At 58.6% G+C, this 24,387-nt stretch carries 28 protein-coding genes and 1 pseudogene; 14 read left to right on the top strand and 15 right to left on the bottom strand.

The features are described 5' to 3' along the window. Window positions 1-35: 35 nt before the first annotated feature. From ACJ8HN_RS07570 to rluE, 3 genes are read right to left on the bottom strand one after another with little or no spacing between them, the layout of a single operon-like run. The gene (locus tag ACJ8HN_RS07570; protein WP_041034763.1) at window positions 36-482 is read right to left on the bottom strand and encodes an NUDIX hydrolase; all 447 of its coding nucleotides are present in this window, start codon (window positions 480-482) and stop codon (window positions 36-38) included. Window positions 483-491: 9 nt separating this feature from the next. After that, complete coding sequence (locus ACJ8HN_RS07565) at window positions 492-830, bottom strand: lysozyme inhibitor LprI family protein (protein WP_442523227.1); 339 nt, start codon at window positions 828-830, stop codon at window positions 492-494. Between the two features lie 22 nt (window positions 831-852). Beyond that, window positions 853-1,479, bottom strand: coding sequence for a 23S rRNA pseudouridine(2457) synthase RluE (gene rluE, locus ACJ8HN_RS07560; protein ID WP_033646369.1), 627 nt, complete (start codon window positions 1,477-1,479; stop codon window positions 853-855). A gap of 131 nt (window positions 1,480-1,610) precedes the next feature. Between rluE and icd the strand changes: the two genes are divergently transcribed. Next, a complete protein-coding gene (gene icd / locus ACJ8HN_RS07555) occupies window positions 1,611-2,864 on the top strand; it encodes an NADP-dependent isocitrate dehydrogenase (protein WP_033638224.1) in 1,254 nt (417 codons plus the stop codon). Between the two features lie 74 nt (window positions 2,865-2,938). Here icd and uspF read toward each other — a convergent pair whose 3' ends face one another. The 3 genes from uspF to ACJ8HN_RS07540 all read right to left on the bottom strand — a co-directional run bounded on the left by uspF (window position 2,939) and on the right by ACJ8HN_RS07540 (window position 5,506). Then, on the bottom strand, window positions 2,939-3,388 hold the full coding sequence (uspF, locus tag ACJ8HN_RS07550; RefSeq protein WP_049234402.1) for a universal stress protein UspF: 450 nt from the start codon (window positions 3,386-3,388) through the stop codon (window positions 2,939-2,941). A gap of 625 nt (window positions 3,389-4,013) precedes the next feature. Further along, a complete protein-coding gene (locus ACJ8HN_RS07545; protein ID WP_197765847.1) occupies window positions 4,014-5,042 on the bottom strand; it encodes a P63C domain-containing protein in 1,029 nt (342 codons plus the stop codon). Window positions 5,043-5,215: 173 nt separating this feature from the next. Continuing rightward, window positions 5,216-5,506 carry a hypothetical protein gene (locus ACJ8HN_RS07540; RefSeq protein WP_060420723.1) on the bottom strand — a complete coding sequence of 97 codons (291 nt, stop codon included), beginning with the start codon at window positions 5,504-5,506 and terminating at the stop codon, window positions 5,216-5,218. Window positions 5,507-5,651: 145 nt separating this feature from the next. Here ACJ8HN_RS07540 and ACJ8HN_RS07535 point away from each other — a divergent pair, with 145 nt between their 5' ends. After that, window positions 5,652-6,071: a GNAT family N-acetyltransferase gene (locus ACJ8HN_RS07535; RefSeq protein ID WP_047567925.1), complete on the top strand. Its 420-nt coding sequence runs from the start codon at window positions 5,652-5,654 to the stop codon at window positions 6,069-6,071. Between the two features lie 60 nt (window positions 6,072-6,131). On the opposite strand, the gene ACJ8HN_RS07530 is transcribed toward ACJ8HN_RS07535, so the two are convergent. Next, window positions 6,132-7,247, bottom strand: a complete 1,116-nt coding sequence (locus tag ACJ8HN_RS07530; RefSeq protein ID WP_033646364.1) for an AI-2E family transporter — start codon at window positions 7,245-7,247, stop codon at window positions 6,132-6,134. Window positions 7,248-7,541: 294 nt separating this feature from the next. Between ACJ8HN_RS07530 and ACJ8HN_RS07525 the strand changes: the two genes are divergently transcribed. After that, window positions 7,542-7,679: a hypothetical protein gene (locus ACJ8HN_RS07525; protein WP_172904836.1), complete on the top strand. Its 138-nt coding sequence runs from the start codon at window positions 7,542-7,544 to the stop codon at window positions 7,677-7,679. Between the two features lie 64 nt (window positions 7,680-7,743). Here the strand turns inward: ACJ8HN_RS07525 and ACJ8HN_RS07520 are convergent, their stop codons facing one another. Then, the gene (locus ACJ8HN_RS07520; RefSeq protein WP_442523226.1) at window positions 7,744-8,955 is read right to left on the bottom strand and encodes an MFS transporter; all 1,212 of its coding nucleotides are present in this window, start codon (window positions 8,953-8,955) and stop codon (window positions 7,744-7,746) included. Between the two features lie 227 nt (window positions 8,956-9,182). Between ACJ8HN_RS07520 and ACJ8HN_RS07515 the strand changes: the two genes are divergently transcribed. After that, window positions 9,183-9,641: a hypothetical protein gene (locus ACJ8HN_RS07515; protein ID WP_041034774.1), complete on the top strand. Its 459-nt coding sequence runs from the start codon at window positions 9,183-9,185 to the stop codon at window positions 9,639-9,641. A 99-nt stretch (window positions 9,642-9,740) separates the two neighbouring features. After that, window positions 9,741-10,157 (top strand): DUF2000 domain-containing protein, encoded by a 417-nt coding sequence (locus tag ACJ8HN_RS07510; protein ID WP_033646362.1) that lies wholly within the window; start codon window positions 9,741-9,743, stop codon window positions 10,155-10,157. Window positions 10,158-10,169: 12 nt separating this feature from the next. Here ACJ8HN_RS07510 and ACJ8HN_RS07505 read toward each other — a convergent pair whose 3' ends face one another. After that, window positions 10,170-10,520, bottom strand: coding sequence for a GFA family protein (locus ACJ8HN_RS07505; protein WP_442523225.1), 351 nt, complete (start codon window positions 10,518-10,520; stop codon window positions 10,170-10,172). A gap of 140 nt (window positions 10,521-10,660) precedes the next feature. Between ACJ8HN_RS07505 and ACJ8HN_RS07500 the strand changes: the two genes are divergently transcribed. From ACJ8HN_RS07500 to ACJ8HN_RS07490, 3 genes are all read left to right on the top strand, one after another. Beyond that, a complete protein-coding gene (locus tag ACJ8HN_RS07500) occupies window positions 10,661-10,870 on the top strand; it encodes a hypothetical protein (RefSeq protein ID WP_025160266.1) in 210 nt (69 codons plus the stop codon). A gap of 151 nt (window positions 10,871-11,021) precedes the next feature. Then, complete coding sequence (locus ACJ8HN_RS07495; protein WP_442523224.1) at window positions 11,022-12,116, top strand: SMP-30/gluconolactonase/LRE family protein; 1,095 nt, start codon at window positions 11,022-11,024, stop codon at window positions 12,114-12,116. A gap of 44 nt (window positions 12,117-12,160) precedes the next feature. After that, window positions 12,161-12,805: a Qnr family pentapeptide repeat protein gene (locus tag ACJ8HN_RS07490; protein WP_033646359.1), complete on the top strand. Its 645-nt coding sequence runs from the start codon at window positions 12,161-12,163 to the stop codon at window positions 12,803-12,805. Window positions 12,806-12,811: 6 nt separating this feature from the next. Here ACJ8HN_RS07490 and ACJ8HN_RS07485 read toward each other — a convergent pair whose 3' ends face one another. Continuing rightward, window positions 12,812-13,213 (bottom strand): hypothetical protein, encoded by a 402-nt coding sequence (locus ACJ8HN_RS07485; protein WP_039567110.1) that lies wholly within the window; start codon window positions 13,211-13,213, stop codon window positions 12,812-12,814. A 560-nt stretch (window positions 13,214-13,773) separates the two neighbouring features. Here ACJ8HN_RS07485 and cspE point away from each other — a divergent pair. Next, window positions 13,774-13,986, top strand: coding sequence for a transcription antiterminator/RNA stability regulator CspE (gene cspE / locus ACJ8HN_RS07480; protein WP_033638238.1), 213 nt, complete (start codon window positions 13,774-13,776; stop codon window positions 13,984-13,986). A 114-nt stretch (window positions 13,987-14,100) separates the two neighbouring features. After that, a pseudogene (locus ACJ8HN_RS07475) lies at window positions 14,101-14,179 on the top strand. A gap of 213 nt (window positions 14,180-14,392) precedes the next feature. Here the strand turns inward: ACJ8HN_RS07475 and ACJ8HN_RS07470 are convergent. Beyond that, window positions 14,393-15,070 (bottom strand): isochorismatase family protein, encoded by a 678-nt coding sequence (locus tag ACJ8HN_RS07470; RefSeq protein ID WP_060420736.1) that lies wholly within the window; start codon window positions 15,068-15,070, stop codon window positions 14,393-14,395. A gap of 253 nt (window positions 15,071-15,323) precedes the next feature. Between ACJ8HN_RS07470 and ACJ8HN_RS07465 the strand changes: the two genes are divergently transcribed. Both ACJ8HN_RS07465 and ACJ8HN_RS07460 read left to right on the top strand, forming a co-directional pair. Next, window positions 15,324-15,752 carry a universal stress protein gene (locus ACJ8HN_RS07465; protein WP_033638240.1) on the top strand — a complete coding sequence of 143 codons (429 nt, stop codon included), beginning with the start codon at window positions 15,324-15,326 and terminating at the stop codon, window positions 15,750-15,752. A gap of 315 nt (window positions 15,753-16,067) precedes the next feature. Beyond that, window positions 16,068-16,823 (top strand): SDR family NAD(P)-dependent oxidoreductase, encoded by a 756-nt coding sequence (locus ACJ8HN_RS07460; protein ID WP_025302549.1) that lies wholly within the window; start codon window positions 16,068-16,070, stop codon window positions 16,821-16,823. 43 nt (window positions 16,824-16,866) lie between these two features. Here the strand turns inward: ACJ8HN_RS07460 and ACJ8HN_RS07455 are convergent, their stop codons facing one another. From ACJ8HN_RS07455 to puuD, 4 genes are read right to left on the bottom strand one after another with little or no spacing between them, the layout of a single operon-like run. Further along, a complete protein-coding gene (locus ACJ8HN_RS07455; protein ID WP_033653879.1) occupies window positions 16,867-18,147 on the bottom strand; it encodes an NAD(P)/FAD-dependent oxidoreductase in 1,281 nt (426 codons plus the stop codon). A gap of 11 nt (window positions 18,148-18,158) precedes the next feature. After that, window positions 18,159-19,655, bottom strand: a complete 1,497-nt coding sequence (gene puuC / locus ACJ8HN_RS07450) for an aldehyde dehydrogenase PuuC (protein WP_079656457.1) — start codon at window positions 19,653-19,655, stop codon at window positions 18,159-18,161. 15 nt (window positions 19,656-19,670) lie between these two features. Next, the gene (puuR, locus tag ACJ8HN_RS07445; RefSeq protein ID WP_033638246.1) at window positions 19,671-20,228 is read right to left on the bottom strand and encodes an HTH-type transcriptional regulator PuuR; all 558 of its coding nucleotides are present in this window, start codon (window positions 20,226-20,228) and stop codon (window positions 19,671-19,673) included. Further along, window positions 20,225-20,986 carry a gamma-glutamyl-gamma-aminobutyrate hydrolase gene (gene puuD / locus ACJ8HN_RS07440; protein ID WP_043147308.1) on the bottom strand — a complete coding sequence of 254 codons (762 nt, stop codon included), beginning with the start codon at window positions 20,984-20,986 and terminating at the stop codon, window positions 20,225-20,227. Before puuD ends, puuR begins: the two co-directional genes overlap by 4 nt. A 219-nt stretch (window positions 20,987-21,205) precedes the next feature. On the opposite strand from puuD, the gene ACJ8HN_RS07435 reads away from it, so the two are divergent. Further along, a complete protein-coding gene (locus tag ACJ8HN_RS07435; RefSeq protein ID WP_033646355.1) occupies window positions 21,206-22,624 on the top strand; it encodes a glutamine synthetase family protein in 1,419 nt (472 codons plus the stop codon). 308 nt (window positions 22,625-22,932) lie between these two features. Further along, window positions 22,933-24,303 carry an APC family permease gene (locus ACJ8HN_RS07430; RefSeq protein WP_033646354.1) on the top strand — a complete coding sequence of 457 codons (1,371 nt, stop codon included), beginning with the start codon at window positions 22,933-22,935 and terminating at the stop codon, window positions 24,301-24,303. Window positions 24,304-24,387 lie beyond the last annotated feature (84 nt).

The raw sequence follows: 24,387 nt of genomic DNA, 5'->3' as shown, positions 1-24,387 counted from the left end.
CCGGCGCACTGTTCATCTTGTGCTGCCCCGCGCCCTTAAAACGGCCAGGCGAAGCTGCCGACCAGCGACAGCGGGTAGCGCTCCGGCTGCTGGTAGCTGCGAATGCTCTCCGCCACCAGCGCGGAACGCAGGTTGGGCGCCTGCAAGATCTCGTCGGCGCTCAGCCACAGGCAGCGATCGATGTCGCTGTCGTGCGGCTCGGTCGGCAGCGGCTGTTCCAGCTCGATAACGAAGCAAAAACGCAGGAACGGCGTGCGATCCGGCGCGATCCACTGGTGCAGGCGCAGGAACGCCTGCGGCGCGGCGCGGATGCCGGTCTCTTCCCACAGCTCGCGCTCGGCGGCCTGCACCAGCGTCTCGTCGGCCTCCAGGTGGCCGGCCGGCTGGTTCCACAGCGCTTTGCCGTTGATGGTCTCTTCGACCACTAAAAATTTGCCGGCGGCGTGCACCACGCAGGCCACGGTGACGTGCGGTTTGAACATGCGCTCTCCTTACAGCGGTTTGTCGATGCGCCGGTAGATGTCGTCCAGCTCGGCGATGCGGGTGCGATAGCTTTTGAGCAGACAGGCGGTGTCGCCGCCGCACCGCTGGCGTTTTGCCAGCCAGTCCTGCTGGCTGTCCTGCATCGCGCCGCGCGCGCCCATGGCGAACAGGCCGCACAGGAATTGGTATTTTGTGGCCATTTGCACGTCCAGATCGTTCAGCGTGCGGTCGGCGCAGATGGCGCGTTCATCGCTGCCTGCCGCCTTGGCGCAGTCGAAGCTGGCGGCCTGGGCGGCGAGCGGGGCCGCCAGTGCGGTGAACAGCAGCGCGGTCAGTGTGTTCCTCATGGCGCCTCCATCAGTGATCGGTCTACAGGGAATCGATGCTTTTCCATTCACCAGGTTGCAGTGAACCCAGCGAAAGATTACCCATACTGTAGCGAATCAGGCGCAGGGTAGGGAACCCGATATGCGCCGTCATGCGACGCACCTGGCGGTTTCGCCCTTCATACAGGGTGATTTTCAGCCAGCAAGTGGGGATGGATTTACGTTCGCGGATCGGCGGGTTGCGTGGCCACAGCCACTGCGGCTCGGCCACCAACTCCACCCCGGCGGGCAGCGTGGGGCCGTCTTTCAGCGTGACGCCGCTGCGCAATGGCGCCAGATCGCTCTCCTGCGGCGCGCCCTCGACCTGCACATAATAGATTTTGCCGGTGCGCTTGCCCGGCTGGGTGAGCTGCGCCTGCAGCTGGCCGTCGTTGGTCAGCACCAGCAGCCCTTCGCTGTCGCGATCCAGACGCCCGGCGGCGTAAACGTCGGGGAAGGGGATGTACTCTTTCAGCGTGGCGCGGCCGGCTTCGTCGGTGAACTGCGGCAGCACGTCGAAGGGCTTGTTGAATAACACAATTCGGCGCGGCCCTTTCGGCGCGGCGGGTTTGGCGGTATTCGGCTTGCTGAATCGTTTAACTTTGTGATTTCTAACAGAGAATTTTTTCATAACGGTTGAGATTACGGATGATAAGCGCATTATAACCGAATCCGTTTCGGATTGGCGCGGACCGAATATTCAAGTAGTATCTACACGCATCTTACAAAGCATTAACAAAATTGCGCTTGAAGGAGAGGTTGATGGAAAGCAAAGTAGTTGTTCCGGCAGAAGGTAAAAAAATCACGGTTGACGCCCAGGGTAAACTGGTTGTTCCTCATAACCCGATCATCCCGTTCATCGAAGGCGACGGCATCGGCGTTGACGTGACTCCTGCCATGATCCACGTGGTTGATGCGGCCGTTAAAAAGGCTTACCACGGCGAACGTAAAATCTCCTGGATGGAAATCTACACCGGCGAAAAATCTACCCACGTTTACGGTAAAGACGTGTGGCTGCCGGACGAAACTCTGGACCTGATCCGCGACTACCGCGTCGCCATCAAAGGCCCCCTGACCACCCCGGTCGGTGGCGGCATCCGTTCTCTGAACGTGGCCCTGCGCCAGCAACTGGACCTGTACGTGTGCCTGCGCCCGGTGCGTTACTACCAGGGCACCCCAAGCCCGGTGAAACAGCCTGAGCTGACCGACATGGTGATCTTCCGTGAAAACGCCGAAGACATCTACGCCGGCATCGAGTGGAAAGCCGGCTCCGCCGAAGCGGACAAAGTGATCAAATTCCTGCGCGACGAAATGGGCGTGAAGAAAATCCGCTTCCCAGAGCAGTGCGGTATCGGCGTGAAGCCATGCTCCGAAGAAGGGACCAAGCGTCTGGTGCGTGCGGCGATCGAATACGCCATCACCAACGACCGTGACTCCGTGACCCTGGTTCACAAAGGCAACATCATGAAGTTCACCGAAGGTGCCTTCAAGGATTGGGGCTATGAGCTGGCGCGCGAAGAGTTCGGCGGTGAGCTGATCGACGGCGGCCCATGGCTGAAGATCAAGAACCCGAACACCGGCAAAGAGATCGTGGTTAAAGACGTGATCGCCGACGCCTTCCTGCAGCAGATCCTGCTGCGCCCGGCGGAATACGACGTGATCGCCTGTATGAACCTGAACGGTGACTACATCTCCGACGCCCTGGCTGCCCAGGTCGGCGGCATCGGCATCGCACCGGGCGCCAACATCGGCTCCGACTGCGCGCTGTTCGAAGCGACTCACGGCACCGCGCCGAAGTACGCCGGCCAGGACAAAGTGAACCCAGGCTCCATCATCCTGTCCGCAGAGATGATGCTGCGTCACATGGGCTGGTTCGAAGCGGCTGACCTGATCGTTAAAGGCATGGAAGGCGCCATCGCCGCCAAGACCGTGACCTATGACTTCGAACGCCTGATGGAAGGCGCTAAACTGCTGAAATGTTCAGAGTTTGGCGACGCTATCGTAGAGCACATGTAAGTGTGTTTGGCGTTTGAATAAGAGCGGGAGCCTTAGGGCTCCCGTTTTTTTATTGTTCGAATGGGCATGGGATATCAAGGATTGGCCGATTCACGCACCACCAGCACCGGGCAATTGGCGTGGCGCACGACGGCGGTGGCATTGGAGCCGAGGAGGTAAGTGATCGCAGAAGGGCGGTTGGAACCCATCACAATAATCTCCGCGTTAAGCGCATCAGCGAGTTCCAGGATCTGATCTTTAGGATCGCCGACGGCCACGTGCGTGGTCACTCTATCTTCAGGCACGCTGAATTCTTTGGCCGCTTTCGCCAACCCTTCGGTCGCTACCGCAATGATTTCGTCTTTGGTTTCTATCGCCGCGGTGGCGGCAAAGCCGAAAGCGGCGTAGGTGGCGCGTGACGGGATCACCGCCAGGAAATGGACGTGGGAGTCTTCGAGCTTGGCGAGCGCGTTGACATGTGGGATGACCTGCTGCGTTAATTCCGGCTCGGTAATATCGACTGGAACCAAGATAGTTTTATACATACTCCCTCCTTATCATTATCAAATAACTCCACTTCTTGGATTATAGCTGTTCGACGCAGGGAAAGGAGAGATCCGTATGGCAGAACTGAAGAAATTGGCCACCGAAAGGTTAGGTATGCGGAAATCGCAAGCATGGATAGAGTGTAGAAGCAGGGTGTACGGGGTATATCAGTTTGATACAGAAAACTAAGTTATCAACTTATTAAATTGGCTTTTTATTTAAATTGGTTATGCTTTTTATGGTTGCCAATGTCGATGGTTGAGCAATATTAATCATAGATTTTCTACTTGGCTACTACCTTAGTGTCGTGTCATATGAAGGACGTAGTGGCTGACTCGATAGCAAAAAGTATCTAGGCGACATTATTGCCACGACGGCGGCTTAGAGCTCCGAACACTTGAGGGATGTCATGATATCTTTGATATGGCATAGTAATGATAAGAAACTGAATGCTCATGGTTATCTATATAGTTAAAACAAGTGATTTTCTATAATTGATCAGTAAAGATAATAATTTAAAAAGACTGTCCTTTAAATAAAGTTAAGGTATATTAAGAAATATTTTTTCATTCCAGAAATGCCGAGGTACATTTCAGATGTTGACTCGGCTTTTGTATTTTTAAACTATTTTTCTGTAGGATCTGTCAGCTGCAATTCAAACGTTCCGCCTTTTCTTGGCATCACTTGGTCGACCATTTTAACAAATTTATTCCATCCGTATCCATTCGAAATGGCGAGCCTTTGCATCATGATAATTGAATGTAAGTGCTGAGCGAGCATAGGGTTACCTACATCATCAGTAAGCCATTGGTGTAATTTGTTTTTTCTGTTTCCTTTTTCATCCCTGGGTGATTTTTTCTCTAACTCCACCAAAATACTATCGCCCAAACGCTCGTATACTAAGTCTCTAGTATAATGAGCTACAACACTGAAACGGTTCTTACTCATTCCCGACCAGGGCCAGCCACGAAGTTTATAAATATTCTCATAGAACTCGTCCGGGAATTTTTTTGCCCAAGCAGCTAACTCTTTGCTAATAACCTTGTCTAAAAATGCCTGTAACGCATCTCGAGGCCTTAATTCTTGGTAACCTGTTGCTTCATCAACTAACGCGATTATCCCTACTTTAGCTAATGAGCGAACTAATATTTCTGCTTTTCTGGCGGTGTCCAACTGGTTACTGCGAGTAATGACACCTGCTTCACGGGCCTGTAAATATACATCACAAACTAAAGGCAATATTGAAGCATCATATCCTTCGAGGGGGACTCCCGAATGTGTTTGATATTTTACTCGGGTTATTGAATCCATTAACTCTTGATTTATAAAAGGTCTTAAGTTGATTGCGTCCATGAAAGCTGGCATAACAACCTCGCCATCTTGTGTTGACTTGACGCCTCGAGTCGGTCGCCCTAATGCTTTAAACACAGACGTTTGAGAAATAATTCTCTTTCCATCGTCAAGAACAGCTACATCTAACTCAGCATCTCCTATTCTGAGGATCCCTTCGTTTTTTGCTACAGGAAGCTTATTTTTTTCTTTTTCCCATCTAACTGAAGCTGCTTTTGAAGCAACGGCTTTACGTTCTTCTGAAGAGAGCTTCGTTGCCCTCGCTTTTCCACCTAGGGATTGTGGGGAACTTTCTTTCTTCATAGCACATCCTCCAGTAGTAGTGAACGTTGCTATTGTATACAAATGCCTACGTCTAGCAAGCATGTTTTCTTTTTTATGCTTGCTGGCGGAGGGCTGCTATAGTTATGAACTTGTGCAAGCCAGTTTTTCACTGACCTTGGCCCAAAATCAGTGCAGTGCTAAATCAGAGATCTTCACCGATACATCATTGCGCTCACGCGCTCGCTTTGATCTTTAAAACCGTTGCTGCGCATCGTGACCACGTAATAGCGGTAGTGGTGTTTCTGCGCGTACTCGCGCACCAGCTCTTCGGCAAACAGGCCGCTGAAGGTGACGGTGGTGACGAAGGTCAGCCCTTTCACTTCGTAGGTGCTAATCTCTTGCGGAGTGCCGATATACGGCGGCGGGAACACGGTTTTGTGGAACTGGCAGCCCGCCAGCAGCAGGGTAAACAGCAGGGCGGCGGAGATTTGCGGTATTTTCATCGGGAAATGTTTTCCTTCCTTGGCGTGTTTTTAGTAACTCTATAATAGGATTACAAAATTTGGCGGGGATGTAAAAATTATCCCGCTTCGGTTGCCGTTTCGTTGAAGTGGTTCCGCCGTCATCCATACGAATGAGGGGTTAAATATGCTTGTGCGCCTTGCTGCGGAAACCGATGCCGCAGCCCTGATCGCCCTGGACAGCGTTGCTCAGAATGCGCCGCAGCGCGCGGCGCAAATCCGCGCCTGGTGCGCGCAGGGCATCTGTTTTCTTGCCGAGGAACAGGGCATGGTGATGGGCTATGGGGTGCTGCACTATCACTTCTTCGGCTGCGGCTTTATCGAGATGTTGATGGTCGGCGAGCGCTATCGCCGCCGGGGCGTCGGGCAGGCGCTGATTGCGGCGTTGAAGTCCCATTGCCGGCACCCGAAGCTGTTCACCTCCACCAATCGCTCCAACCTGCCGATGCAGCGGCTGCTGCTGAACGCCGGATTTGTCGCCAGCGGCCAGATTGACAATCTCGATGACGGCGATCCGGAGCAGGTCTTTTTTATCCCGGCGCGCTGATACAAAACCACTGACAAAAAAGGGGCCCATTGGGCCCCTGCGTGATTCGCTGCGGGAGGTTTACTCCACCGCGTCGGGATGATTTTTGCCTTCCTCGATAAACGCTTCGTCGATCTCTTCGATGTTCTCCTCGCTGTCGCGGCCGGACAGAATGTTCCAGCAGGCGATGAAAAGCGCGGCGATCAAGGGGCCGATGACGAAGCCGTTGATGCCGTAGATCTCCATGCCGCCCAGGGTGGAAATCAGGATCAGGTAGTCCGGCATTTTGGTGTCTTTGCCCACCAGCAGCGGGCGCAGAATGTTGTCCACCAGGCCGATCACCACCACGAAGAACACTACCAGGAAAATGGCTTTCCATAGCATGCCGGTGGCGAAGAAGTAGATCACCGCCGGCACCCAGATGATGGCGGAGCCTACGGCCGGGATAATCGACAGGAACGCCATCAGCGCGCCCCACAGCAGGCTGCCGTCGATGCCGGTAAAGTAAAACGCCAGCCCGCCGAGCGCGCCTTGCACCACGGCGACCACCACCGTGCCCTTAACGGTGGCGCGGGAGACGGCGGCGAACTTCACGAACAGGTGGTGTTTTACGTGCTGGGAGAGCGGCAGCGCTTCGAGCGCCAGGTTCACCAGATAGGGGCCGTCTTTCAGCAGGAAGAACAGCAGGTAGAGCATCACGCCGAAGCCGACGACGAAGTTGAAGGTGCCCTTGCCGATCAGGAAGACGCTGCCCGCCAGATATTGCCCGCCCTTGAGCGCCACCTCGGAAAGCTGCTTTTGTATCTCGGCTGCGCTGTTGAGGTTATGTTCCGCCAGGAAGCGCTGCGCCCAACCGGGCAGGTGGCGCATAAAGTCCGCCAGCATGGTCGGCAACTGGCTGTTGTTGGTCTGCAGCTTGGTGTAGATCACGTTGAATTCCATCGCCAGCGACGAGGCGATGATCGCCAACGGCGTGAACACGATCAGGCAGATCAGCGCCACCGTCAGCAGCGACACCACGCCGTTGCGTTCGCCGACGTACTGCTTCAGTTTCTTTTTTACCGGATGGAAAATCACCGCCAGAATGACCGCCCACAGCACCGAGGAGTAGTAAGGCCCCAGCACGTCGAGAAAGGCGGCGGTAACGATGAACAGGATCAGAATAAAGAATCCCTTGGAAATGCCTTTAGACATCATAGTCGTCCCTCAAAAGATGAATTTTCAGCATAGATGAACTGAATGAAAACAACACTATCATCACCTTTACTTAACCGGTAGGGGATTTTTAGTGGCGTATTCCATAGGGTTATTAAGGGCAAGGCGGGCGCCCCAGGGTGAACAGGCGGCGGCGTGAGAAAAGAAAGAGGGCTAAATAATTAACAAAATTTATCGATTGTGTTTCATTTTGTGAGCCGCGCTTGCCGCCTGCGCCAGGCTTTCCTAGTGTTGATGAGGGCGGCCGTTCGCCCGATACCACGAAGGAGTATGCAAATGACTGAACACAAACGACTCGGCGTCATCGAGAAGGCGCTACTGATCGCCTTTGCTGGCCTGCTGGTGTATTTCGCGGCCACCGGCGCCTTGTCATTGTCAGGTCTCGATCATCATTGGCCTTATCCTTCGCGATAGGCAGGCACCTGCACCAGGGAAAATTCAGCACCGCTTATAACAAACAGAACCACCTTTCTGCTTATCACCCCGCCTTATGCCGCCGGCTGAGAAAAGCCAGCGCCAACAGCGCCCCTGACACGGCCGCCGCCAGCACCAGCCAGGCCGGGGCCGCCCAACCGGCCGCGGCCACGATGGCGCTCAGCGCAACCGGGCCGATCACCTGGCCGAGATAGTTCCCCTGCATCACCAGCCCCAGGCTCAGCGGCAGCAGCGTCGGTTCCGGCGTCGCCGCCGGCGTGGCGGCCAGAATGGTGGCGGGCAGCATGCCGGCGATGGCGCAGAACAGGAAACACAGCGGGATCAGCAGGGCGTTGGGCGTTATCGGCAAGAAAATGCCGATGCCGAAGACGCCGATGATCAGGCTGGTGGCCGCGAGCAGGCTACCGGCGCGCAGACCGCGCGACAGCAAGAGCCCGGCGGCGAGGTTGCCGATGATGTTCGCCGCCACCGCCGCCGCGCTGATACCGCCGGCGGCCGCCAGCGTCAGGCCTATGCGCTGCATCAGGAAAATCGGCAGGAAGGTCATCACCGAGAAAAATTGCAGGTTGTAGGTGGCGAACATCAGCGCCAGCAACAGCGGTCGGCGCGCCCGCAGCAGGGCGCCCAGCGCTCGCCGCAGCGGCAAGGACGGCGCGTGCGTCTCGGCGGTGCGGCGGGACGTGGTCAGCGGCAGCAGCAGGGCGGCCAGCAGCGTCAGCGCCGCACCGGCCTGCCAACTCTGCTGCCAGCCGGCGAGGTGGGGGCCGAAAAACAGCGAAATGGCGATGCCCGCCGGCATGAAGGTGCTCCAGATGCCGAACACCAGGCTGCGCTGCGCCGGGGCGACGATGCGGTTCAGCACCGCCGGCGAGGCGACCACCACGATCACGAAGCCGAGGCCTTCGACAAAGCGGCTGACGATCAACCCGCTGAAGTCGTGCAGCGCGGCGCCGGTAAAGCTGGCGGCGCTGATGATCAGCAGCCCGAGCGCCAGCAGCCGCCGGTCGCCCCAGCGGCGCACCAGCAGCCCGGCGGCGATGCCGCCGAACACCCCGACGAAGGGAAAGGCCGAAATAACCCAGCTCAGCGCTTCGAGCGAACGGCCGAACTCGGCCTCCAGCGCCGGCAGCGCGATGGTGGCCTTGCCCACGTGCAGCGCCGCGGCGATGCCGGCGAACAGCACGTTGATGACGGCTAGCCAGGGCGTGGCGGCGGGGAGAACGCGGTCGATGGCGTCCGGTTTAATCGCGGTCATAACACTCTCCAGTGGCGGTAACGCCATCACTATGTGCTCTTGCAACGGCTGAGGTCGTTCAAATGCTGCGCTATCACGTGGGGAAATTATTCATTTCGAGCTTTATTGAGCGCCTTCGTTGTTTGGTTCGCCAGCGTGCCGCCCGGCGTGGACGCTGATCCCCCTGCAGCGGTTTACTGTTCCGGCACGCAGCAGGCGTGTTGAATTCATTTTATAAGGAGCAGTGTATGTCAGAGATGATGAACGAGAGTGGGGCGCCGGCCATTGAATGGAGCTATGGCGGCCGGGGTGATGATATCAGCAGCAGCCTGAGCCTCGACACGGTTGAGGAGCAGCCGCTGGGTTTCTTGATGACGGTCGATCGGCCGGTGCAGATCTTTAAAGACGCGCTGTCGCCGATGATGGCCTTTGTCACGCTACTGCGCCCGCTGTACGCCAAAACGAGCGAGGGTTTCCAGTACGTGCCGGTTTCCAACCCCTGGACCGACGTGCAGCGCCTGCCGGCCAGCGCGGGCTATCTGGGCGTGCAGGTCAACGCCGGGCTGTTCTTCCACGGCGCCAAGCCGACGCACTATAAAGATCGCGACGGCCAGATGAAACCGATCGACGGCGGCACGCTTTTGCAGCACATCACCGTGCTGCATCAGGTGGCGCAGCCGCTCGGCCCGGGTGAAGGCGCCGTCTGAGCCGGCAGCGTTATTACGGGGGCCGGACGCGGCCCCTTATCGCGCCTTGAAACCGTGCGCAGGTTGGATAAAACTGACTGTCTATTCAAGGAGAAGAGTATGTACAGCGACAACGAGAAAAAGTTTTATATCATCCTCAACCGCAATCACGAACCGGCCACGCTGTTTAACGCCTCCTGCCATCTGACGGCGGGCATCACCGATCTGATCGAACAGCGCCAGTTTCACCACTATCCGAGCAGCCTCGACGGCGTCAGCGCCAATATGAGCCACTACCCGATGGTGATCCTGCAGGCTAAAAACAGCAGCCAACTCAGCAACCTGATCCTCAAATGCAAGGAGGAGGGCGTACTGTCCAACTTCTTCACCACCACCATGCTGTCGCACTCCGCCGAACAGCAGATCGCCGACACCGCCAACACCCCTTACGAACAGCTGGATTTCGTGGCGGTGGCGCTCTACGGCGACGCCGAACAGCTTAAGCCGTTGACCAAGAAGTTCTCCGTCTACCGCTGAAAACGCGGCATCTCAGACGCTGGCGCCGTCGTAGTTGTGGATCTGCAACGCATCCAGCGCGACGTCAGGCACGCAGCGCAGGTTGACGGCGCACATCGCGGCGCCGTCCGGCGCGGTGCCGTAGGCGAAGGGCTGAGCGCCGCACACTCGGCAGAACTGATGGCGGATCTTGTGCTGATTGAAGGTGTAGGCGCTGAGCTGGTCCTGGCCGCTGTTGAGCGTGAAAGCGCTGATGGGGAAGAACGACAGCAGCAGCCCTTTGCGGCGGCAGATCGAACAGTTGCAGCTGAGGGCCTCGGTGGGCAGTTCGGCGTCCACGGAGAAGGTGACGGCGCCGCAGTGGCAGCTTCCCTGGAATGGCATGGCGATGATCCTGTAGCAGGGGGCGTGTTTGCCCAGTATAGTGCAATTTATCGTCACTCGGCCGCGCAGGGCCTGGTTTCCTTAGTAAATGCGCGGTTTTCTGGTAGGTTAGAGGTTAACGTCATCAAAAGGAGATCGCGATGTTAGAACATTACTATCCGGCCAATATGGGCGCCAAACCGGTCACGGACGAACAGCATAAACGGCTGGTGGCGGTGCAGGCGGCGCTGGAACTGATCAAGGCCACGCTGTCGGATACCAACGACGGCAACGGCGTGGACTTCCAGCTGAAGGCGGCGGAGAAGCACATCGGCCCGATGGCCGACGCCATTCAGGAAGCCCTGAAGTAACGGTTCGCCGTCGCCTCAACCGCCCGCCCGGGCGGTTTTTTTTGCGCCGATTACTGCGATTTTTTTAGTAGCGCATTGCCTTTTTCCCGGCTGGTGCCGTGAGCGGCGCGATCCTACTCTAGCGATCCGAGTCCTCATCAGGATCATGCTTATGTTCCGCTTCTGCCTCTTTTCTTTCTTGTTGCCGCGGCGCCGACGCCTCACCCAGCTTGCCGGCGCCGCGCTGTTTCTCAGCGGCGTCATGCAGGCACAGGCCGCGCAGCGCATCGACTTCTCGCCGGATGCCGCCGGCGCCTACCCTGAAGGCATCGCCTGGAATGCGCGCGCCGGCGCGTTCCTGGTGTCGTCCCTGCGTGGCGGGCAGCTCGGCCTGGTCTACCCGGATGGCCGCTATCGGCGCTTTTCCACCGGCAGTGGGCTTATCACCACCTCCGGCATGCTGGTGGACGCCGAGCGCAACCGGGTGCTGGTGTGCAACGAAGACGTGGGCGTATCCCTCAACTCAGCCTCCGGCACGCGCAATCGCGTGGCGCAGGTGCTGGAGTTCAATCTCGATACCGGCGCGCTGCAGCAGACGTACGATCTTTCATCGTTAAGCCGTGGGCCGACGCTGGCCAACGATCTGGCGCTCGACGCACAGGGCAATATCTACGTGACCGACAGCTTCCAGCCGCAGATTTACAAGATTGACCGGGCAACGCGCCAGGTGTCGATTCTGGTGCGCTCGGCGCGTTTGATGCCCGCCGACGCCCCCGCCGCAGCGCAGGGCACGCAGCCTTATCTCAACGGCATCGTGTATCACCCGGATGGCTATCTGATTGCGGCGGACTACACCCGCGGGCTGCTGTGGAAGGTGACGCTGGATAACGCGCCTGCAATAAGTGAAATCAGGCTGCCGCAGCGGCTGAAAGGGCCGGACGGGCTGCGGCTCAAAAACGCCCATGAATTGGTGATCGTACAGTCTTTTCCGGGGAGAAAAGGGGGCATGTCCGGCGACGTAACGCTGCTCTCCTCGAACGACGGCTGGGCCAGCGCGCATATCACGGCGGTCGCCACGCCGCCGGAATTGGATGGGCCGACCGGCGCCGCGCTGCGCGATGGCGAAGTGTGGGTGGTCAACTCCCGTTACCCCCGTTTGTTTGCCGACGTCGCTCGGGCAGAGAGCGTCAGGACATTCAGCATCGTCAAGGTGGCGTTAGAGCGGAGGCCCGCCGATCGGCGACGGTTGCCAACCCTGCCGGAATAGGATTAAATGCCGCACTGGCTGTATAAATAAACAGGTGCGCTGCGATGAGTCTGATGTTGAAGGGTGAAAAGATTGACCGTAACCGCTTTACCGGCGAGAAGATTGAAAACGGCAGCTTTATGCTGTGTGATTTTTCGGGCGCCGATCTGACCGGCACCGAGTTTATCGGCTGCCAGTTTTACGATCGTGACAGCCGACAGGGCGGCAATTTCAGCCGCGCGATACTGAAAGACGCCAGCTTCAGAAGCTGCGATTTGTCGATGGCCGACTTCCGCTACGCCAGCGCCCTGGGGCTGGAGATCCGCGAATGCCGCGCGCAGGGCGCCGATTTTCGCGGCGCCAGTTTTATGAACATGATCACCAGCCGCATCGGGTTTTGCAGCGCCTATATCACCAAAAGCAACCTGAGCTACGCCAACTTCGCCAAGGTGGTGCTGGAGAAATGCGAGCTATGGGAAAACCGCTGGCACGGCGCACAGGTGCTCGGCGCCAGCTTCAGCGGCTCCGATCTGTCCGGCGGCGAGTTCTCCGGATTCGACTGGCGAGCCGCCGATGTCACCCAGTGCGATTTGAGCAACGCGGAACTGGGCGAGTTGGATTTGCGCACCACCGATCTGCAGGGCGTCAAAATGGACAGCCACCAGGCCGCGCAGCTGCTGGAGCGGCTGGGGATCGCGATCGTCGGCTGAGAGGGGTTAAGGCGATGATTGGGCAAATAAGCGATTGAAGGCTTTATCCGCGTCTACCGGAATGCGGCGTTGCATTACCGGGATAGTGAAGCGCGGATCCTGTGAGAGGTGGCGAGCTTGCTCGTTGAGCGGCACGACGGCGATGGCCAGATTGTCGTTGGCCTGCATAACGCCTTCCTGTTCGAACAAGGCGAACACCGGTGCGGTGTGCGCAGTACCCAACGAGCAAGCCGAAATCCAATAGTGCCCGTCTTGGGCAAATTTGCACTGTGCCGTTTGCAGGCTAATTGCGCTGATCTGTTTGGCGATCAAGGCATTCGCGTTTTCCACATAGCTTGGTGGTGCCGGCTGGCAGCCTGCCAAACTGAGTGTCAGCACAGCTAACGTCAGTGTTCTTTTGCCAATCATAGCCATCCTTGAGGTCATTTCCTGCGAATATAAATAATTATCGTAGCAACGATAATGTACCAGTGTCGAGAACAGATTGATTTATTAAGTTTTTATGGCTTTTTCATGACGATTAAGCGCTTATCCCTGTTTTTATAGCAGAGAGCGGTTTCGCGTGAAGGGAAGAACATAACGCGGAAGCGGCGGCTATTTGCGCTTTCATAGTCAGCCCCGGTGCTGTGAGCTTTGGCGATCAGCGCTGCGAGTCTAGCTGTTCGTTGTGTTTCACTCCGCCCGTAGCGACAGGCGTCAGCGGCCTTTTGCGATAATAAATTTATGAGCCATATGAATATAATTTAAAATATATCTTGCTTAAATAACTCAGCCGTGTGTAAATAGCGTCATCGGTTTGTAGTACAGACCTTATGAAAGCAGTTTTAGTAAAGCAGTTCTCAGTATTAGCGATATCCCTCAGATACCTCTTCTTCCGCGAATTTTCTTCTCTAGTGCCCCATAAGTTTCCAATAAAAACAGACCTCTATCGCCCTATGGCGTCGCAAAAATATAAAGGAAATATCTCTATGTCTACTAAAATGACTGGTTTGGTAAAATGGTTTGATGCAGGTAAAGGCTTCGGCTTTATCACCCCGGCAGACGGCAGCAAAGACGTGTTCGTACATTTCTCTGCTATCCAGAGCAACGATTTCAAAACGCTGGACGAAGGCCAACAGGTTGAGTTCACTATCGAAAATGGCATGAAGGGCCCTTCTGCCGGCAACGTGGTCGCGTTATAATTTTCGGCCGAGGTCCGATTTCTTACGACAGCGATGAGGGTTTAAGTCGGAGCAGTTAAGAAATAACGTCCTCAGCCTGAATAAACTCCGGGTTCGCCCGGAGTCTTTACCAATACGTCATTAGCTCAGCAGGAAGAGCGGCAACGAAATTATCCGTTGGCGGACTGGGGTTCGATTCCTCGATGACGTTCCAATAATTAATTATTATTGGCAACAGAAAAACAGATTGCCGCAGAATTAATAACGCCGCGTTTCAGTCTATTTTTCTGTTGTGAAAAAGTCGCGCTTAGGCTGCGTAATGTTGGAGTGTTGGATGGACGCTTACGCCATAACATGACAGCCGGGAAAGTCACCGGCACGCGATTAATAGCCCCGGCCTTGGCCGGGGTTTTTTATGCCCGCGATCTTAACGCTGGGAGTCCAGCAGTTCGTTGTTTTTCACCACGTCCTGCGCTTTGAGGTAGCTCTCGATCAGCAGTTGATAGGCCGGGAAGATTTTGGTGTAAACCTCGGCCCACTGCTGAGCGTCGGCGCGGTTCCAGCTGCCCTGCAGCTCCGAGGCCACGCCGGCGGTGTCGATCGGCACCACGCCGGCCTGCACCACGCGCGCCAGGGTGATTTCCTGCGCCATTTTCGAGTAGGTGCCGGAGGCGTCGATCACCGCGAACACTTTATAGCCTTCGGCCACCGCGCTGATGGACGGGAAGGCCATGCAGACGCTGGTGATGGTGCCGGCGATGATCAGCGTCTTGCGGCCGGTGGCTTTGACCGCTGCCACGAAGTCCGGGTTGTCCCAGGCGTTGATTTCCCCTTTGCGGGCGACGTATTGCGCGTGCGGCGCATTCTGATGGATTTCCGGGATCAGCGGGCCGTTCGGGCCCTGCGGCACTGAAGCGGTGGTGATCACCGGCAGTTTGCTGAGGGTGGCGATGCTGGCCAGGGCGGCGGCGCGGGCGCGCAGTTCGGTCATCGGCATGTCGGCGACGGTCTGGAACAGGCCGCTCTGATGGTCGATCAGGAGCATGACCGCGTCATTGGCATCAATAACAGGACGCTGGCCGTTGAAGTTGGCTGGAGTGTTCATGGTTTTTTCCTTCTCTTGTCGTGAGGTCAATGGGTATCTGCTTTGATTGATAAGGCTGAAACTCAGCGCTTGCCTACAGTGTAGGGAGGGGAGAAAAATCCGGTAGACCGCAAAGGCGGGATGCATCGTTCCACAGATGGAACGATTGCGAGACAGGCGAGCGAACCGGCGCTAGGCTAAACTTAAGGTGCATGAGAAACATGCGGCAAGGAGCGCCATCCTGTTTACGGAGTTGACGAGGAGGGCCGCCATCATGGCTTATCGGCATATCGTTGTCGCCACGGATCTCAGCGAAGACGCCGAGTTCCTGCTGGGCAAGGGCGCCAGGCTGGCCGCCGCGCTCAATGCCCAACTTTCCCTGATCTATATCGACATTCATCGCGCCGGTTATTACGTCGATCTGGGCGTGGGCGATTATAACTACACCGATCGCACCTTTTCAGAGCGGGTGAAGAATATGCTCAATGCGATCAAAGGGCAGTCGTCGTATCCGGTTGAAGAGGTGATCGTCAGCCGCGGCGCGTTGACGGAGGAACTGAACCGGGTGGCGAAGGAGAAAGGGTTCGATCTGGTGATCTTCGGCCACCATCACGATGTCTGGAGCCGACTGGTCTCTTCGGCGCGTCAGGCGATCAACGAGCTGAACGTCGATCTGCTGGTGATCCCCATCGAGAAAAAATAGTCGCGGCCGCCTGCGGGCGGCTGCCGTTTTTCATTCACATCGCTTATCTCTGAGCGGCCATAACCGCCTATCCGCAATAGTCCCGCTGGCTGACAATCCGCCTTGAAAATAGTGACAGGCCGGAATTTTATTCTATCCATCAATATGTTGGCCAAAATCCGATAAAGGTTAACCCAGCGCATTGAAATTACTGACATACCTCCTTTGGGTTAATAAACCGCACGTTTTGACTGGCGCTCAGGGGAGGGGCGTCTTATCCTCGGGGCAATGAGATTTGTATGACTTATATAAATACGTTCACATGGAGGAGGTCTCATGCGTTTTGACAATAAAGTCGTGGTTATCACCGGTGCGGGCAATGGCATGGGGGAAGCGGCGGCGCGGCGGTTCTCCGCCGAGGGCGCCATCGTGGTGCTGGCCGACTGGGCTAAAGAGGCGGTAGACAAGGTTGCCGCTTCGCTGCCGAAGGGCCGGGCGATGGCGGTGCATATCGACGTGTCCGATCACGTCGCGGTTGAAAAAATGATGAACGAGGTGGCGGAAAAACTGGGCCGCATCGACGTTCTGCTGAACAACGCCGGCGTACACGTGGCGGGCAGCGTGCTGGAAACCAGCGTCGATGACTGGCGGCGCATCGCCGGGGTCGATATCGACGGCGTGGTGTTCTGCTCCAAATTCGCCTTGCCGCATCTGCTGAAGACCAAGGGCTGCATCGTCAATACCGCGTCGGTGTCCGGCCTGGGCGGCGACTGGGGCGCGGCCTATTACTGCGCGGCGAAAGGCGCGGTGGTCAACCTGACGCGCGCCATGGCGCTGGATCACGGCGGTGACGGCGTGCGCATCAACTCGGTCTGCCCGAGCCTGGTGAAAACCAACATGACCAACGGTTGGCCGCAGGAAATCCGCGACAAGTTCAATGAGCGCATCGCGCTGGGGCGCGCGGCGGAGCCGGAAGAAGTGGCGGCGGTGATGGCGTTTCTGGCCAGCGACGACGCCAGCTTTATCAATGGCGCCAACATTCCGGTCGATGGCGGGGCGACCGCCTCGGACGGCCAACCGAAGATCGTTTAAGCGTTAACGCACAGGCCCGGCCAGGATGACCGGGCCTGCTGTTTTAGACGCCGATACGGTCGCGCAGCGTGTAGTAGGCCGCGCCGATGGCGGTGAACGGGATCTGCAGATTGCGCCCGCCGAAGAACGGCAGGTGCGGCAGCTTGGCGAAGGCGTCGAAGCGTTCGGCGTCGCCGCGCATCAGCTCGGCGATCAGCTTGCCCGCCAGATGGGTACAGGTCACGCCGTGGCCGCTGTAGCCCTGCATGTAGTACACGTTATTCTCCAGGCGGCCGAACTGCGGCATGCGCGACAGCGTCAGCAGGAAGTTGCCGGTCCAGCGATAGTCGATACGCACCCCTTTCAGCTGCGGGAAGGTCTTCAGCAATTTTGGCCGTATCAGGTTGTCGATGTCGTCCGGATCGCGCGCGCCGTACACCACGCCGCCGCCGTACAGCAGGCGATGATCGGCGGTGATGCGGTAGTAATCCAGCAGGTAGTTACAGTCTTCCACGCAGTAGTTCTGCGGGATTAGCGCCTGCGCGATCTCCGGCGCCAGCGGCTCGGTGGCCACCACCTGAGTGCCGCACGGCATGCTGCGCTTGGCCAGCCGCGGCTCCAGCTTGTCGCCCAGATAGGCGTTGCCGGCGACGATGACGAAACGCGCCTTCACCTGGCCGTTGGCGGTGCTGATCAGCGCCGGTTCGCCGTGGCGGATGTTCGTCACCGCCGATTGCTCGAAGATGCGCCCGCCCTGCAGGCGAATCGCCTCGGCCTCACCCAGTGCCAGGTTGAGCGGATGAATGTGGCCGCCGCTGTGATCGAGCAGCGCGCCGACGTAGCGATCGCTGGCAACCTCCTGGCGCACCCGGTCCGCATCGAGCAGCTCGAGCTGGGTATTGCCGTAACGTTCCCAGTTGCGTTTTTGCTCGATCAGCGCATGGAACTGCTTGTTGTTCAGCGCGGCGAAGATGCCGCCGGGGCGATAGTCGCAGTCGATGGCGTAGCGGCTGATGCGGCTGCGGATGATCTCCGCGCCTTCAAACATCATGCTGCCGAGCAGGCGGGCGCTTTCCGCGCCGTAGCGCTCTTCAATCACATCGATGTCGCGGCTGTAGGAGTTGACCAACTGGCCGCCGTTGCGGCCGCTGGCGCCGAAACCGATGCGCGCCGCTTCCAGTACGACCACGTTATAGCCGGCTTCCACCAGAAACAGCGCGGAGGAGAGGCCGGTATAGCCGCCGCCGATCACGCAGACGTCGCACTCGATCGATTCGTTCAGTTGCGGATAGGGCTGATGTGCGTTGGCCGTGGCCGCATAGTAGCTTTTTACGTGTTCAGTCATGAGATAAGCCCTTATTCCAGCGAGATCCAGGTGGTTTTCAATTCGGTGAACTTGTCCAGCGCGTGCAGCGATTTGTCGCGGCCGTTGCCGCTCTGCTTGTAGCCGCCGAACGGCACGGTCATGTCGCCGTCGTTGTAGTTGTTGACGAATACCGTGCCGGCTTTCAGCTGGCGCGCCATGCGGTGCGCACGGGCCAGATCGCGGGTCCAGACCGCGGCGCCGAGGCCGTAGTCGCTGTCGTTGGCCAGCTGCAGCGCCTGTTGCTCGTCGTCGAAGGTAGTCACCGCCAGCACCGGGCCGAAGATTTCATCGCGCGCCACGCTCATGGCGTTGTTCACCTGGGTGAGGATGGTCGGCCCCAGATAACCGGCGTGGTCGCCCTGCGGATGGTCGCGCCCGTCGAGGAACAGCGCGGCGCCCTGGCTCAGCCCTTGATCGATATAGCCGGCCACTTTCTCGCAGTGGCCGCTGTCGATCAGCGTGCCCATCACCGTGTCGGGATCGAGCGGATCGCCAGGAGCGAAGGCCGCCGCGTGTTTGCGCAGCGCCTGCAGGAATTCCTGCTGAATGCTCGCTTCGACCAGCAGGCGAGTGCCGGCGATGCACACCTGCCCCTGATTATAGAAGATGCCGGCGGCGGCGCTGCGGGCGGCCTGATCCAGATCCGGGCAGTCGGCGAAGACGATATTGGCGCTCTTGCCGCCGGCCTCCAGCCAGACGCGTTTCATGTTCGATTCGCCGGCGTAGATCATCAGCTGCTTCGCCACCGGCGTGGAGCCGGTAAAGGTGAGGGCGTTGACGTCGCGGTGCAGCGCCAGCGCCTTGCCGGCGTCGTGGCCATAGCCGGGCACCACGTTCAGCACGCCGTCCGGCAACCCGGCCTGCTGCGCCAGTTTGCCGAGTAGGATGGCGCTGAGCGGCGATTTTTCGGAGGGTTTGAGCACCACGCTGTTGCCGGCGGCCAGCGCCGGGCCGAGCTTCCAGCAGGCCAGCAGCAGCGGGAAGTTCCAGGGCACGATGGCGCCGACCACGCCGATCGGCTCGCGCTCGATCAGCGCCAGCGCATCGCGGCCGGTGGGGGCGATTTCGCCGTAGACCTTATCGATCGCTTCGGCGTACCAGCGGATGCAGCGAATGGCGCCCGGCACGTCGTCGCGCAGGCTGTGGCGAATCGGTTTGCCGGTGTCCAGCGTTTCCAGCAGCGCCAGCTCTTCGTGATGCTGCTCCATCAGATCGGCGAAGCGCAGCAGCGTGGCTTTGCGCTGCGCCGGGGCGGCCTGCGCCCAGTCGCCGCGTTCAAAGACGGCGCGCGCCGCGCTGACCGCCCGATCGATGTCGGCGGCTTCGCCGCGCGCAACCTGCGCCAGCTCACGGCGCCCGGCGGGATCTTCCACGGCGAAAAATTTCCCCGCGGCGGCCGGCTGGTAGCGGCCGTCGATAAACAACCGGTGCTCAATCTTCAGGGTCTGCGCCCGTTGTTGCCAATACTGCAAATGGTGAAAGTTCATGCCTGGCTCCGTTGATCAGAATGTCGTCGGCGTATGGGCGCTGATAATCCGGCAAATGCGCGCCGACGTGTTGCTGAAACTGTGGGGGATGCCGGTATTGATGGCGTAGCTCTGCCCGGCCAGCAGGTGATAGCTCTGGCCGTTGACCTGCAGCACCACTTCGCCCTCCAGCAGCGTGCCGATCTCTTCCCCCTGATGTTTGATGCGCTCGCCGGTGGTGGTGCCCGGTTCGTAGGTCTCGATCATCATCGCCAGCGTGCGGTTCGGGTCACCGTTGTGGATCAGCTTCATCGAAACGCCCTGGCTGCCGATTTCGATCAGATCGTCACTGCCGATCACGATCTGCGGCTCCGCCGGTTTTTCCGGCTCGGCGAAAAACGCCGACAGCGACAGACCGTATACCGTCAGCAGCTTTTGCAGCGTGCTGATGGCCGGGCTGACCTTATCTTGTTCGATAGTGCTGATGGCGCTGTGGGTTAACCCAGACAGTTCGGCGACCCGGCGCTGCGACAACCCTAATTGTTGACGGATCTGCGACAGACGTTTTCCCGGTGCCAAGCTGACGTCGCTCATGGGCGTTTTTCCTTTTGATAGTTCCGACAGGCGGTGATGAAACCATCAAACAACAGGCGCGACAGGGCGTACTCGTCGCTGTTCCACTCCGGGTGCCACTGCACGCCGAGCGCGAAGGGCTGATCGCGCACGCTGATCGCCTCCACCAGCCCGTCGGCGGCGTGCGCCTCGATGCGCACGCTTGCGCCCAGGGTTTTGGCGCCCTGGCCGTGCAGCGAGTTCACCCAGAATCTGTTGCAATCCGGTATCAGTTGCGAAAGCAGCCCCCCTTCCTGAACGATGACTTCGTGGGCGGGGGCGTATTGCTGTTCCAGCGGCAGGTCGTGGTCTTCACGATGCTCCAGCAGCTCGGGCAGTTCGTACAGGCGGCGATGCAGGGTGCCTTGGGTGGCGACCACCATCTCCTGCATGCCGCGGCAAATGGCGAAAAGGGGAATGCGCCTGTCGAACGCCTGGCGGATCAGCGCCAGGCTCAACGCGTCTCGGCCAGGATCGGCGTCAGGCTCATCGCCGTTTTCACCATAAAGGTGCGGCTGCACATTACTGGGGCTGCCCGGCAGCAAAATGCCGTCGAGGCGCGGCAGCAGTTCCGCCAGCATTTCCGGCTCCGCCAGCGCGTGCGGCAGGGCGATCGGCAGGCCGCCGGCGGCGATAACGGCATTCAGGTACTTTTCTTGCAAGGTCTGTGTGAGGTGCCCGTTTAACCTATACCTGCACATGACGACGCCGATGACTGGTCTGTTAAATATATTGTCCATGCTATCCCCTTGGTACGTTCGAAATTATGAACGATAAGCATCTCCACCGCCGATTTCGTTCAATATTCTATAAATCTAGCAGTCGATTGGGCAATATTCAAACCAAAAGTAACACTTGCAAAACAAATTTGTTTCATCTACGTTTCATTTGCGGGCATTATATTGAACAAGACGGTCAATAAACATCGACGACAGCAAAACACAAACGGCGGGTGAACCATGCAGACCAACATCGTAGAAGTGGAAAACTTTGTTCAGCACAGTGAAGAGAGACGAAGTAGCGCGTTCCAGCGCGAAGTGAAGAAGTATCTGGAACGTTATCCGTTAACCCAACATGTCGACGTACTGTTGACCGATCTGAACGGCAGCTTCCGCGGCAAACGCATCCCGGTCGGCGGCCTGAACAAACTTGAGAAGGGCTGTTACTTCCCGGCGTCGGTATTTGCGATGGATATTCTCGGCAACGTGGTGGAAGAGGCCGGGTTGGGGCAGGAGCTGGGCGAGCCGGATCACGTGTGCGTGCCGGTGCCGGGCACGCTGACGCCGTCGGCGGCGGACCCGCAATATATCGCGCAGGTGCTGCTCACCATGCTGGATGAAGATGGCACTCCCTTTGACGTTGAACCGCGCAATGTGCTGAACCGAGTATGGCAGCGTTTGCGTCAGCGCGGGCTTTCCCCCGTGGTAGCGGTAGAGTTGGAGTTCTATCTCATCGATCGTCAACGCGACGCGGAGGGCTATCTGCAGCCGCCGTGCGCGCCGGGCACGCAAGAGCGCAACACCCAAAGCCAGGTGTATTCCGTCGATAACCTCAACCATTTCGCCGACGTGCTGAGCGAGATCGACGAACTGGCGCGTTTGCAGGGCATTCCGGCGGACGGCGCGGTGGCGGAGGCGTCGCCGGGGCAGTTCGAGGTCAACCTGCACCATACCGACGACGTGCTGCAGGCCTGCGATCACGCGCTGGCGCTGAAGCGGCTGGTGCGCATGGTGGCCGAGAACCACAACATGCAGGCGACCTTTATGGCCAAGCCGTATGAGGAACACGCCGGCAGCGGCATGCACGTGCACATCAGCATGCTGAACGCGCAGGGCAACAACGTGTTCGCCGACGACGATGGCGAAGATTCGGCGCTGCTGAAACAGGCGCTGGCGGGCATGATCGCCCTGATGCCGTCTTCGATGGCGCTGCTGGCGCCGAACGTCAACGCCTACCGCCGCTTCCAGCCCGGCATGTATGTGCCGACCCAGGCTTCCTGGGGGCATAACAACCGCACCGTGGCGCTGCGCATTCCCTGCGGCGATCGCGACAACCACCGCGTGGAGTATCGCGTGGCGGGCGCCGACGCCAACCCTTATCTGGTGATGGCGGCCATTCTGGCCGGCATCGTCTACGGGCTGGAAACCGCGCTGCCGCTGCCTGAGCCGGTGACCGGCAACGGGCTGGAGCAGGACGGGCTGCCGTTCCCGATCCGCCAGAGCGACGCGCTGTACGAGTTCGAACATCAGCCGGTGCTCAATGCATTACTGGGCGAACGTTTCAGTCACGTCTATCTGGCCTGCAAAACCGATGAGCTGGTGCAGTTCGAGCGCCTGATCACCGAAACCGAAATCGAGTGGATGCTGAAAAACGCCTGATCCCGCTCACCCTGCGACTACCGCGCGCGTCCGGCGCATTTCATCGGCTCTCCTGTGGCCGGTGAGGCTGCGCGCTGCGGTACTGAATTTCTTCTATCACGGCGTACAGGACGCCGACGAGGAAATAACCATGACTCAGTCATTCCCATGCGCAGACGTTTGCCTGTGCCGCAGTGCCTACGGGCCGGTCGCCGGCTGCCCGACAGTGACCTCAACCCGTTTTTCCCGCCGCCTGAGCAGCAGTTTCCCCGCGGCCTCTCTGAATGACGTTGCACGGTTGACAGCAGAGGACCAAGAGGGGAAATGCCATGACGATTAAAGCCACCGACGGCGGCCCGGCGGGCAAACCGCAGCTGCGCAAATCCCTCAAGCTGTGGCAGGTGGTGATGATGGGCCTGGCCTATCTGACGCCGATGACGGTGTTCGATACCTTCGGCATCGTCTCCGGCCTCACCGACGGCCATGTGCCGACCTCCTATCTGCTGGCGCTGGCCGGCGTGCTGTTCACCGCCATCAGCTACGGCAAACTGGTGCGCCAGTTTCCTACCGCCGGCTCCGCCTACACCTATGCGCAGAAGGCGATCAACCCGCACGTCGGTTTTCTGGTGGGGTGGTCATCGCTGCTCGATTATCTGTTCCTGCCGATGATCAACACGCTGCTGGCGAAGATTTACCTGACCGCGCTGTTCCCGGAAGTGCCGCCCTGGGTGTGGGTGGTGGGCTTCGTTATCCTGATTACCGCCATCAATCTGAAAAGCGTCAATCTGGTGGCCAACTTCAATACCCTGTTCGTGCTGGCGCAGGTGGCGATCATTCTGGTGTTCATCTACCTGGTGGTGCGCGGCCTGCACAACGGCGAGGGGATGGGCACGGTGTGGAGCCTGCGGCCGTTCCTCAGTGAGAATGCGCACCTGCTGCCGATCATTACCGGCGCCACTATCCTGTGCTTCTCGTTCCTCGGCTTTGACGCGGTCACCACGCTGTGCGAAGAGACGCCCGACGCCGCCAAGGTGATCCCGCGCGCCATCTTCCTGACCGCGCTGTACGGCGGGGTGATCTTTATCAGCGTGTCGTTCTTCATCCAGCTGTTTTTCCCGACCATTCAGCGTTTCCACCAGCCCGATGCCGCGCTGCCGGAGATCGCGCTGTACGTCGGCGGCAAGCTGTTCCAGTCGATCTTCCTGTGCGTGACCTTTATCAACACGCTGGCCTCCGGTCTGGCGTCGCACGCCAGCGTGTCGCGCCTGCTGTACGTGATGGGGCGTGACAACGTGTTCCCGGAGAAATTCTTCGGCTACATTCACCCTAAATGGCGCACGCCAGCGCTGAACGTGCTGATGGTCGGGCTGGTGGCGCTGTCGGCGCTGTCGTTCGATCTGGTGACCGCCACGGCGCTGATCAACTTTGGCGCGCTGGTGGCCTTTACCTTCGTCAACCTGTCGGTGATCAGCCACTTCTTCATTCGCGAAGGGCGCAACAAAAGCTGGAAGGATCGCTTCAACTTCCTGTTCCTGCCGCTGGTGGGGGCGCTGACGGTGGGGGTGCTGTGGCTGAACCTGGAGAAGAGTTCGCTGACCATGGGGCTGATCTGGGCGACGCTGGGCTTCGGCTATTTGGCCTGGCTGACCCGGCGTTTTCGCCAGCCGCCGCCGCAGCTCGAGCGGCAGCCGCAGCAATAAAATCACAGGCGGGAATTTCCCGCCTTTCTTTTTGGCGCGTGCGGCAGTAGAGTGAAAAACCTGATAAAAAATAACCCATTGGAC

Origin of the sequence: Serratia sp. CY29653 (assembly GCF_052169255.1) — a bacterium.
In the GTDB taxonomy this organism is placed as follows: domain Bacteria; phylum Pseudomonadota; class Gammaproteobacteria; order Enterobacterales; family Enterobacteriaceae; genus Serratia; species Serratia sarumanii.
Note: the sequence above shows the minus strand (reverse complement) of the source record. Positions and strands in the feature narration are given on the sequence as shown.

Excerpts from the sequence above, each read along its gene's own strand:
- ACJ8HN_RS07570 (WP_041034763.1), bottom strand. The coding sequence starts at position 482 with ATGTTCAAACCGCACGTCACCGTGGCCTGCGTGGTGCACGCCGCCGGC.
- ACJ8HN_RS07565 (WP_442523227.1), bottom strand. The coding sequence starts at position 830 with ATGAGGAACACACTGACCGCGCTGCTGTTCACCGCACTGGCGGCCCCG.
- rluE (WP_033646369.1), bottom strand. The coding sequence starts at position 1,479 with ATGAAAAAATTCTCTGTTAGAAATCACAAAGTTAAACGATTCAGCAAG.
- icd (WP_033638224.1), top strand. The coding sequence starts at position 1,611 with ATGGAAAGCAAAGTAGTTGTTCCGGCAGAAGGTAAAAAAATCACGGTT.
- uspF (WP_049234402.1), bottom strand. The coding sequence starts at position 3,388 with ATGTATAAAACTATCTTGGTTCCAGTCGATATTACCGAGCCGGAATTA.
- ACJ8HN_RS07545 (WP_197765847.1), bottom strand. The coding sequence starts at position 5,042 with ATGAAGAAAGAAAGTTCCCCACAATCCCTAGGTGGAAAAGCGAGGGCA.
- ACJ8HN_RS07540 (WP_060420723.1), bottom strand. The coding sequence starts at position 5,506 with ATGAAAATACCGCAAATCTCCGCCGCCCTGCTGTTTACCCTGCTGCTG.
- ACJ8HN_RS07535 (WP_047567925.1), top strand. The coding sequence starts at position 5,652 with ATGCTTGTGCGCCTTGCTGCGGAAACCGATGCCGCAGCCCTGATCGCC.
- ACJ8HN_RS07530 (WP_033646364.1), bottom strand. The coding sequence starts at position 7,247 with ATGATGTCTAAAGGCATTTCCAAGGGATTCTTTATTCTGATCCTGTTC.
- ACJ8HN_RS07525 (WP_172904836.1), top strand. The coding sequence starts at position 7,542 with ATGACTGAACACAAACGACTCGGCGTCATCGAGAAGGCGCTACTGATC.
- ACJ8HN_RS07520 (WP_442523226.1), bottom strand. The coding sequence starts at position 8,955 with ATGACCGCGATTAAACCGGACGCCATCGACCGCGTTCTCCCCGCCGCC.
- ACJ8HN_RS07515 (WP_041034774.1), top strand. The coding sequence starts at position 9,183 with ATGTCAGAGATGATGAACGAGAGTGGGGCGCCGGCCATTGAATGGAGC.
- ACJ8HN_RS07510 (WP_033646362.1), top strand. The coding sequence starts at position 9,741 with ATGTACAGCGACAACGAGAAAAAGTTTTATATCATCCTCAACCGCAAT.
- ACJ8HN_RS07505 (WP_442523225.1), bottom strand. The coding sequence starts at position 10,520 with ATGCCATTCCAGGGAAGCTGCCACTGCGGCGCCGTCACCTTCTCCGTG.
- ACJ8HN_RS07500 (WP_025160266.1), top strand. The coding sequence starts at position 10,661 with ATGTTAGAACATTACTATCCGGCCAATATGGGCGCCAAACCGGTCACG.
- ACJ8HN_RS07495 (WP_442523224.1), top strand. The coding sequence starts at position 11,022 with ATGTTCCGCTTCTGCCTCTTTTCTTTCTTGTTGCCGCGGCGCCGACGC.
- ACJ8HN_RS07490 (WP_033646359.1), top strand. The coding sequence starts at position 12,161 with ATGAGTCTGATGTTGAAGGGTGAAAAGATTGACCGTAACCGCTTTACC.
- ACJ8HN_RS07485 (WP_039567110.1), bottom strand. The coding sequence starts at position 13,213 with ATGATTGGCAAAAGAACACTGACGTTAGCTGTGCTGACACTCAGTTTG.
- cspE (WP_033638238.1), top strand. The coding sequence starts at position 13,774 with ATGTCTACTAAAATGACTGGTTTGGTAAAATGGTTTGATGCAGGTAAA.
- ACJ8HN_RS07470 (WP_060420736.1), bottom strand. The coding sequence starts at position 15,070 with ATGAACACTCCAGCCAACTTCAACGGCCAGCGTCCTGTTATTGATGCC.
- ACJ8HN_RS07465 (WP_033638240.1), top strand. The coding sequence starts at position 15,324 with ATGGCTTATCGGCATATCGTTGTCGCCACGGATCTCAGCGAAGACGCC.
- ACJ8HN_RS07460 (WP_025302549.1), top strand. The coding sequence starts at position 16,068 with ATGCGTTTTGACAATAAAGTCGTGGTTATCACCGGTGCGGGCAATGGC.
- ACJ8HN_RS07455 (WP_033653879.1), bottom strand. The coding sequence starts at position 18,147 with ATGACTGAACACGTAAAAAGCTACTATGCGGCCACGGCCAACGCACAT.
- puuC (WP_079656457.1), bottom strand. The coding sequence starts at position 19,655 with ATGAACTTTCACCATTTGCAGTATTGGCAACAACGGGCGCAGACCCTG.
- puuR (WP_033638246.1), bottom strand. The coding sequence starts at position 20,228 with ATGAGCGACGTCAGCTTGGCACCGGGAAAACGTCTGTCGCAGATCCGT.
- puuD (WP_043147308.1), bottom strand. The coding sequence starts at position 20,986 with ATGGACAATATATTTAACAGACCAGTCATCGGCGTCGTCATGTGCAGG.
- ACJ8HN_RS07435 (WP_033646355.1), top strand. The coding sequence starts at position 21,206 with ATGCAGACCAACATCGTAGAAGTGGAAAACTTTGTTCAGCACAGTGAA.
- ACJ8HN_RS07430 (WP_033646354.1), top strand. The coding sequence starts at position 22,933 with ATGACGATTAAAGCCACCGACGGCGGCCCGGCGGGCAAACCGCAGCTG.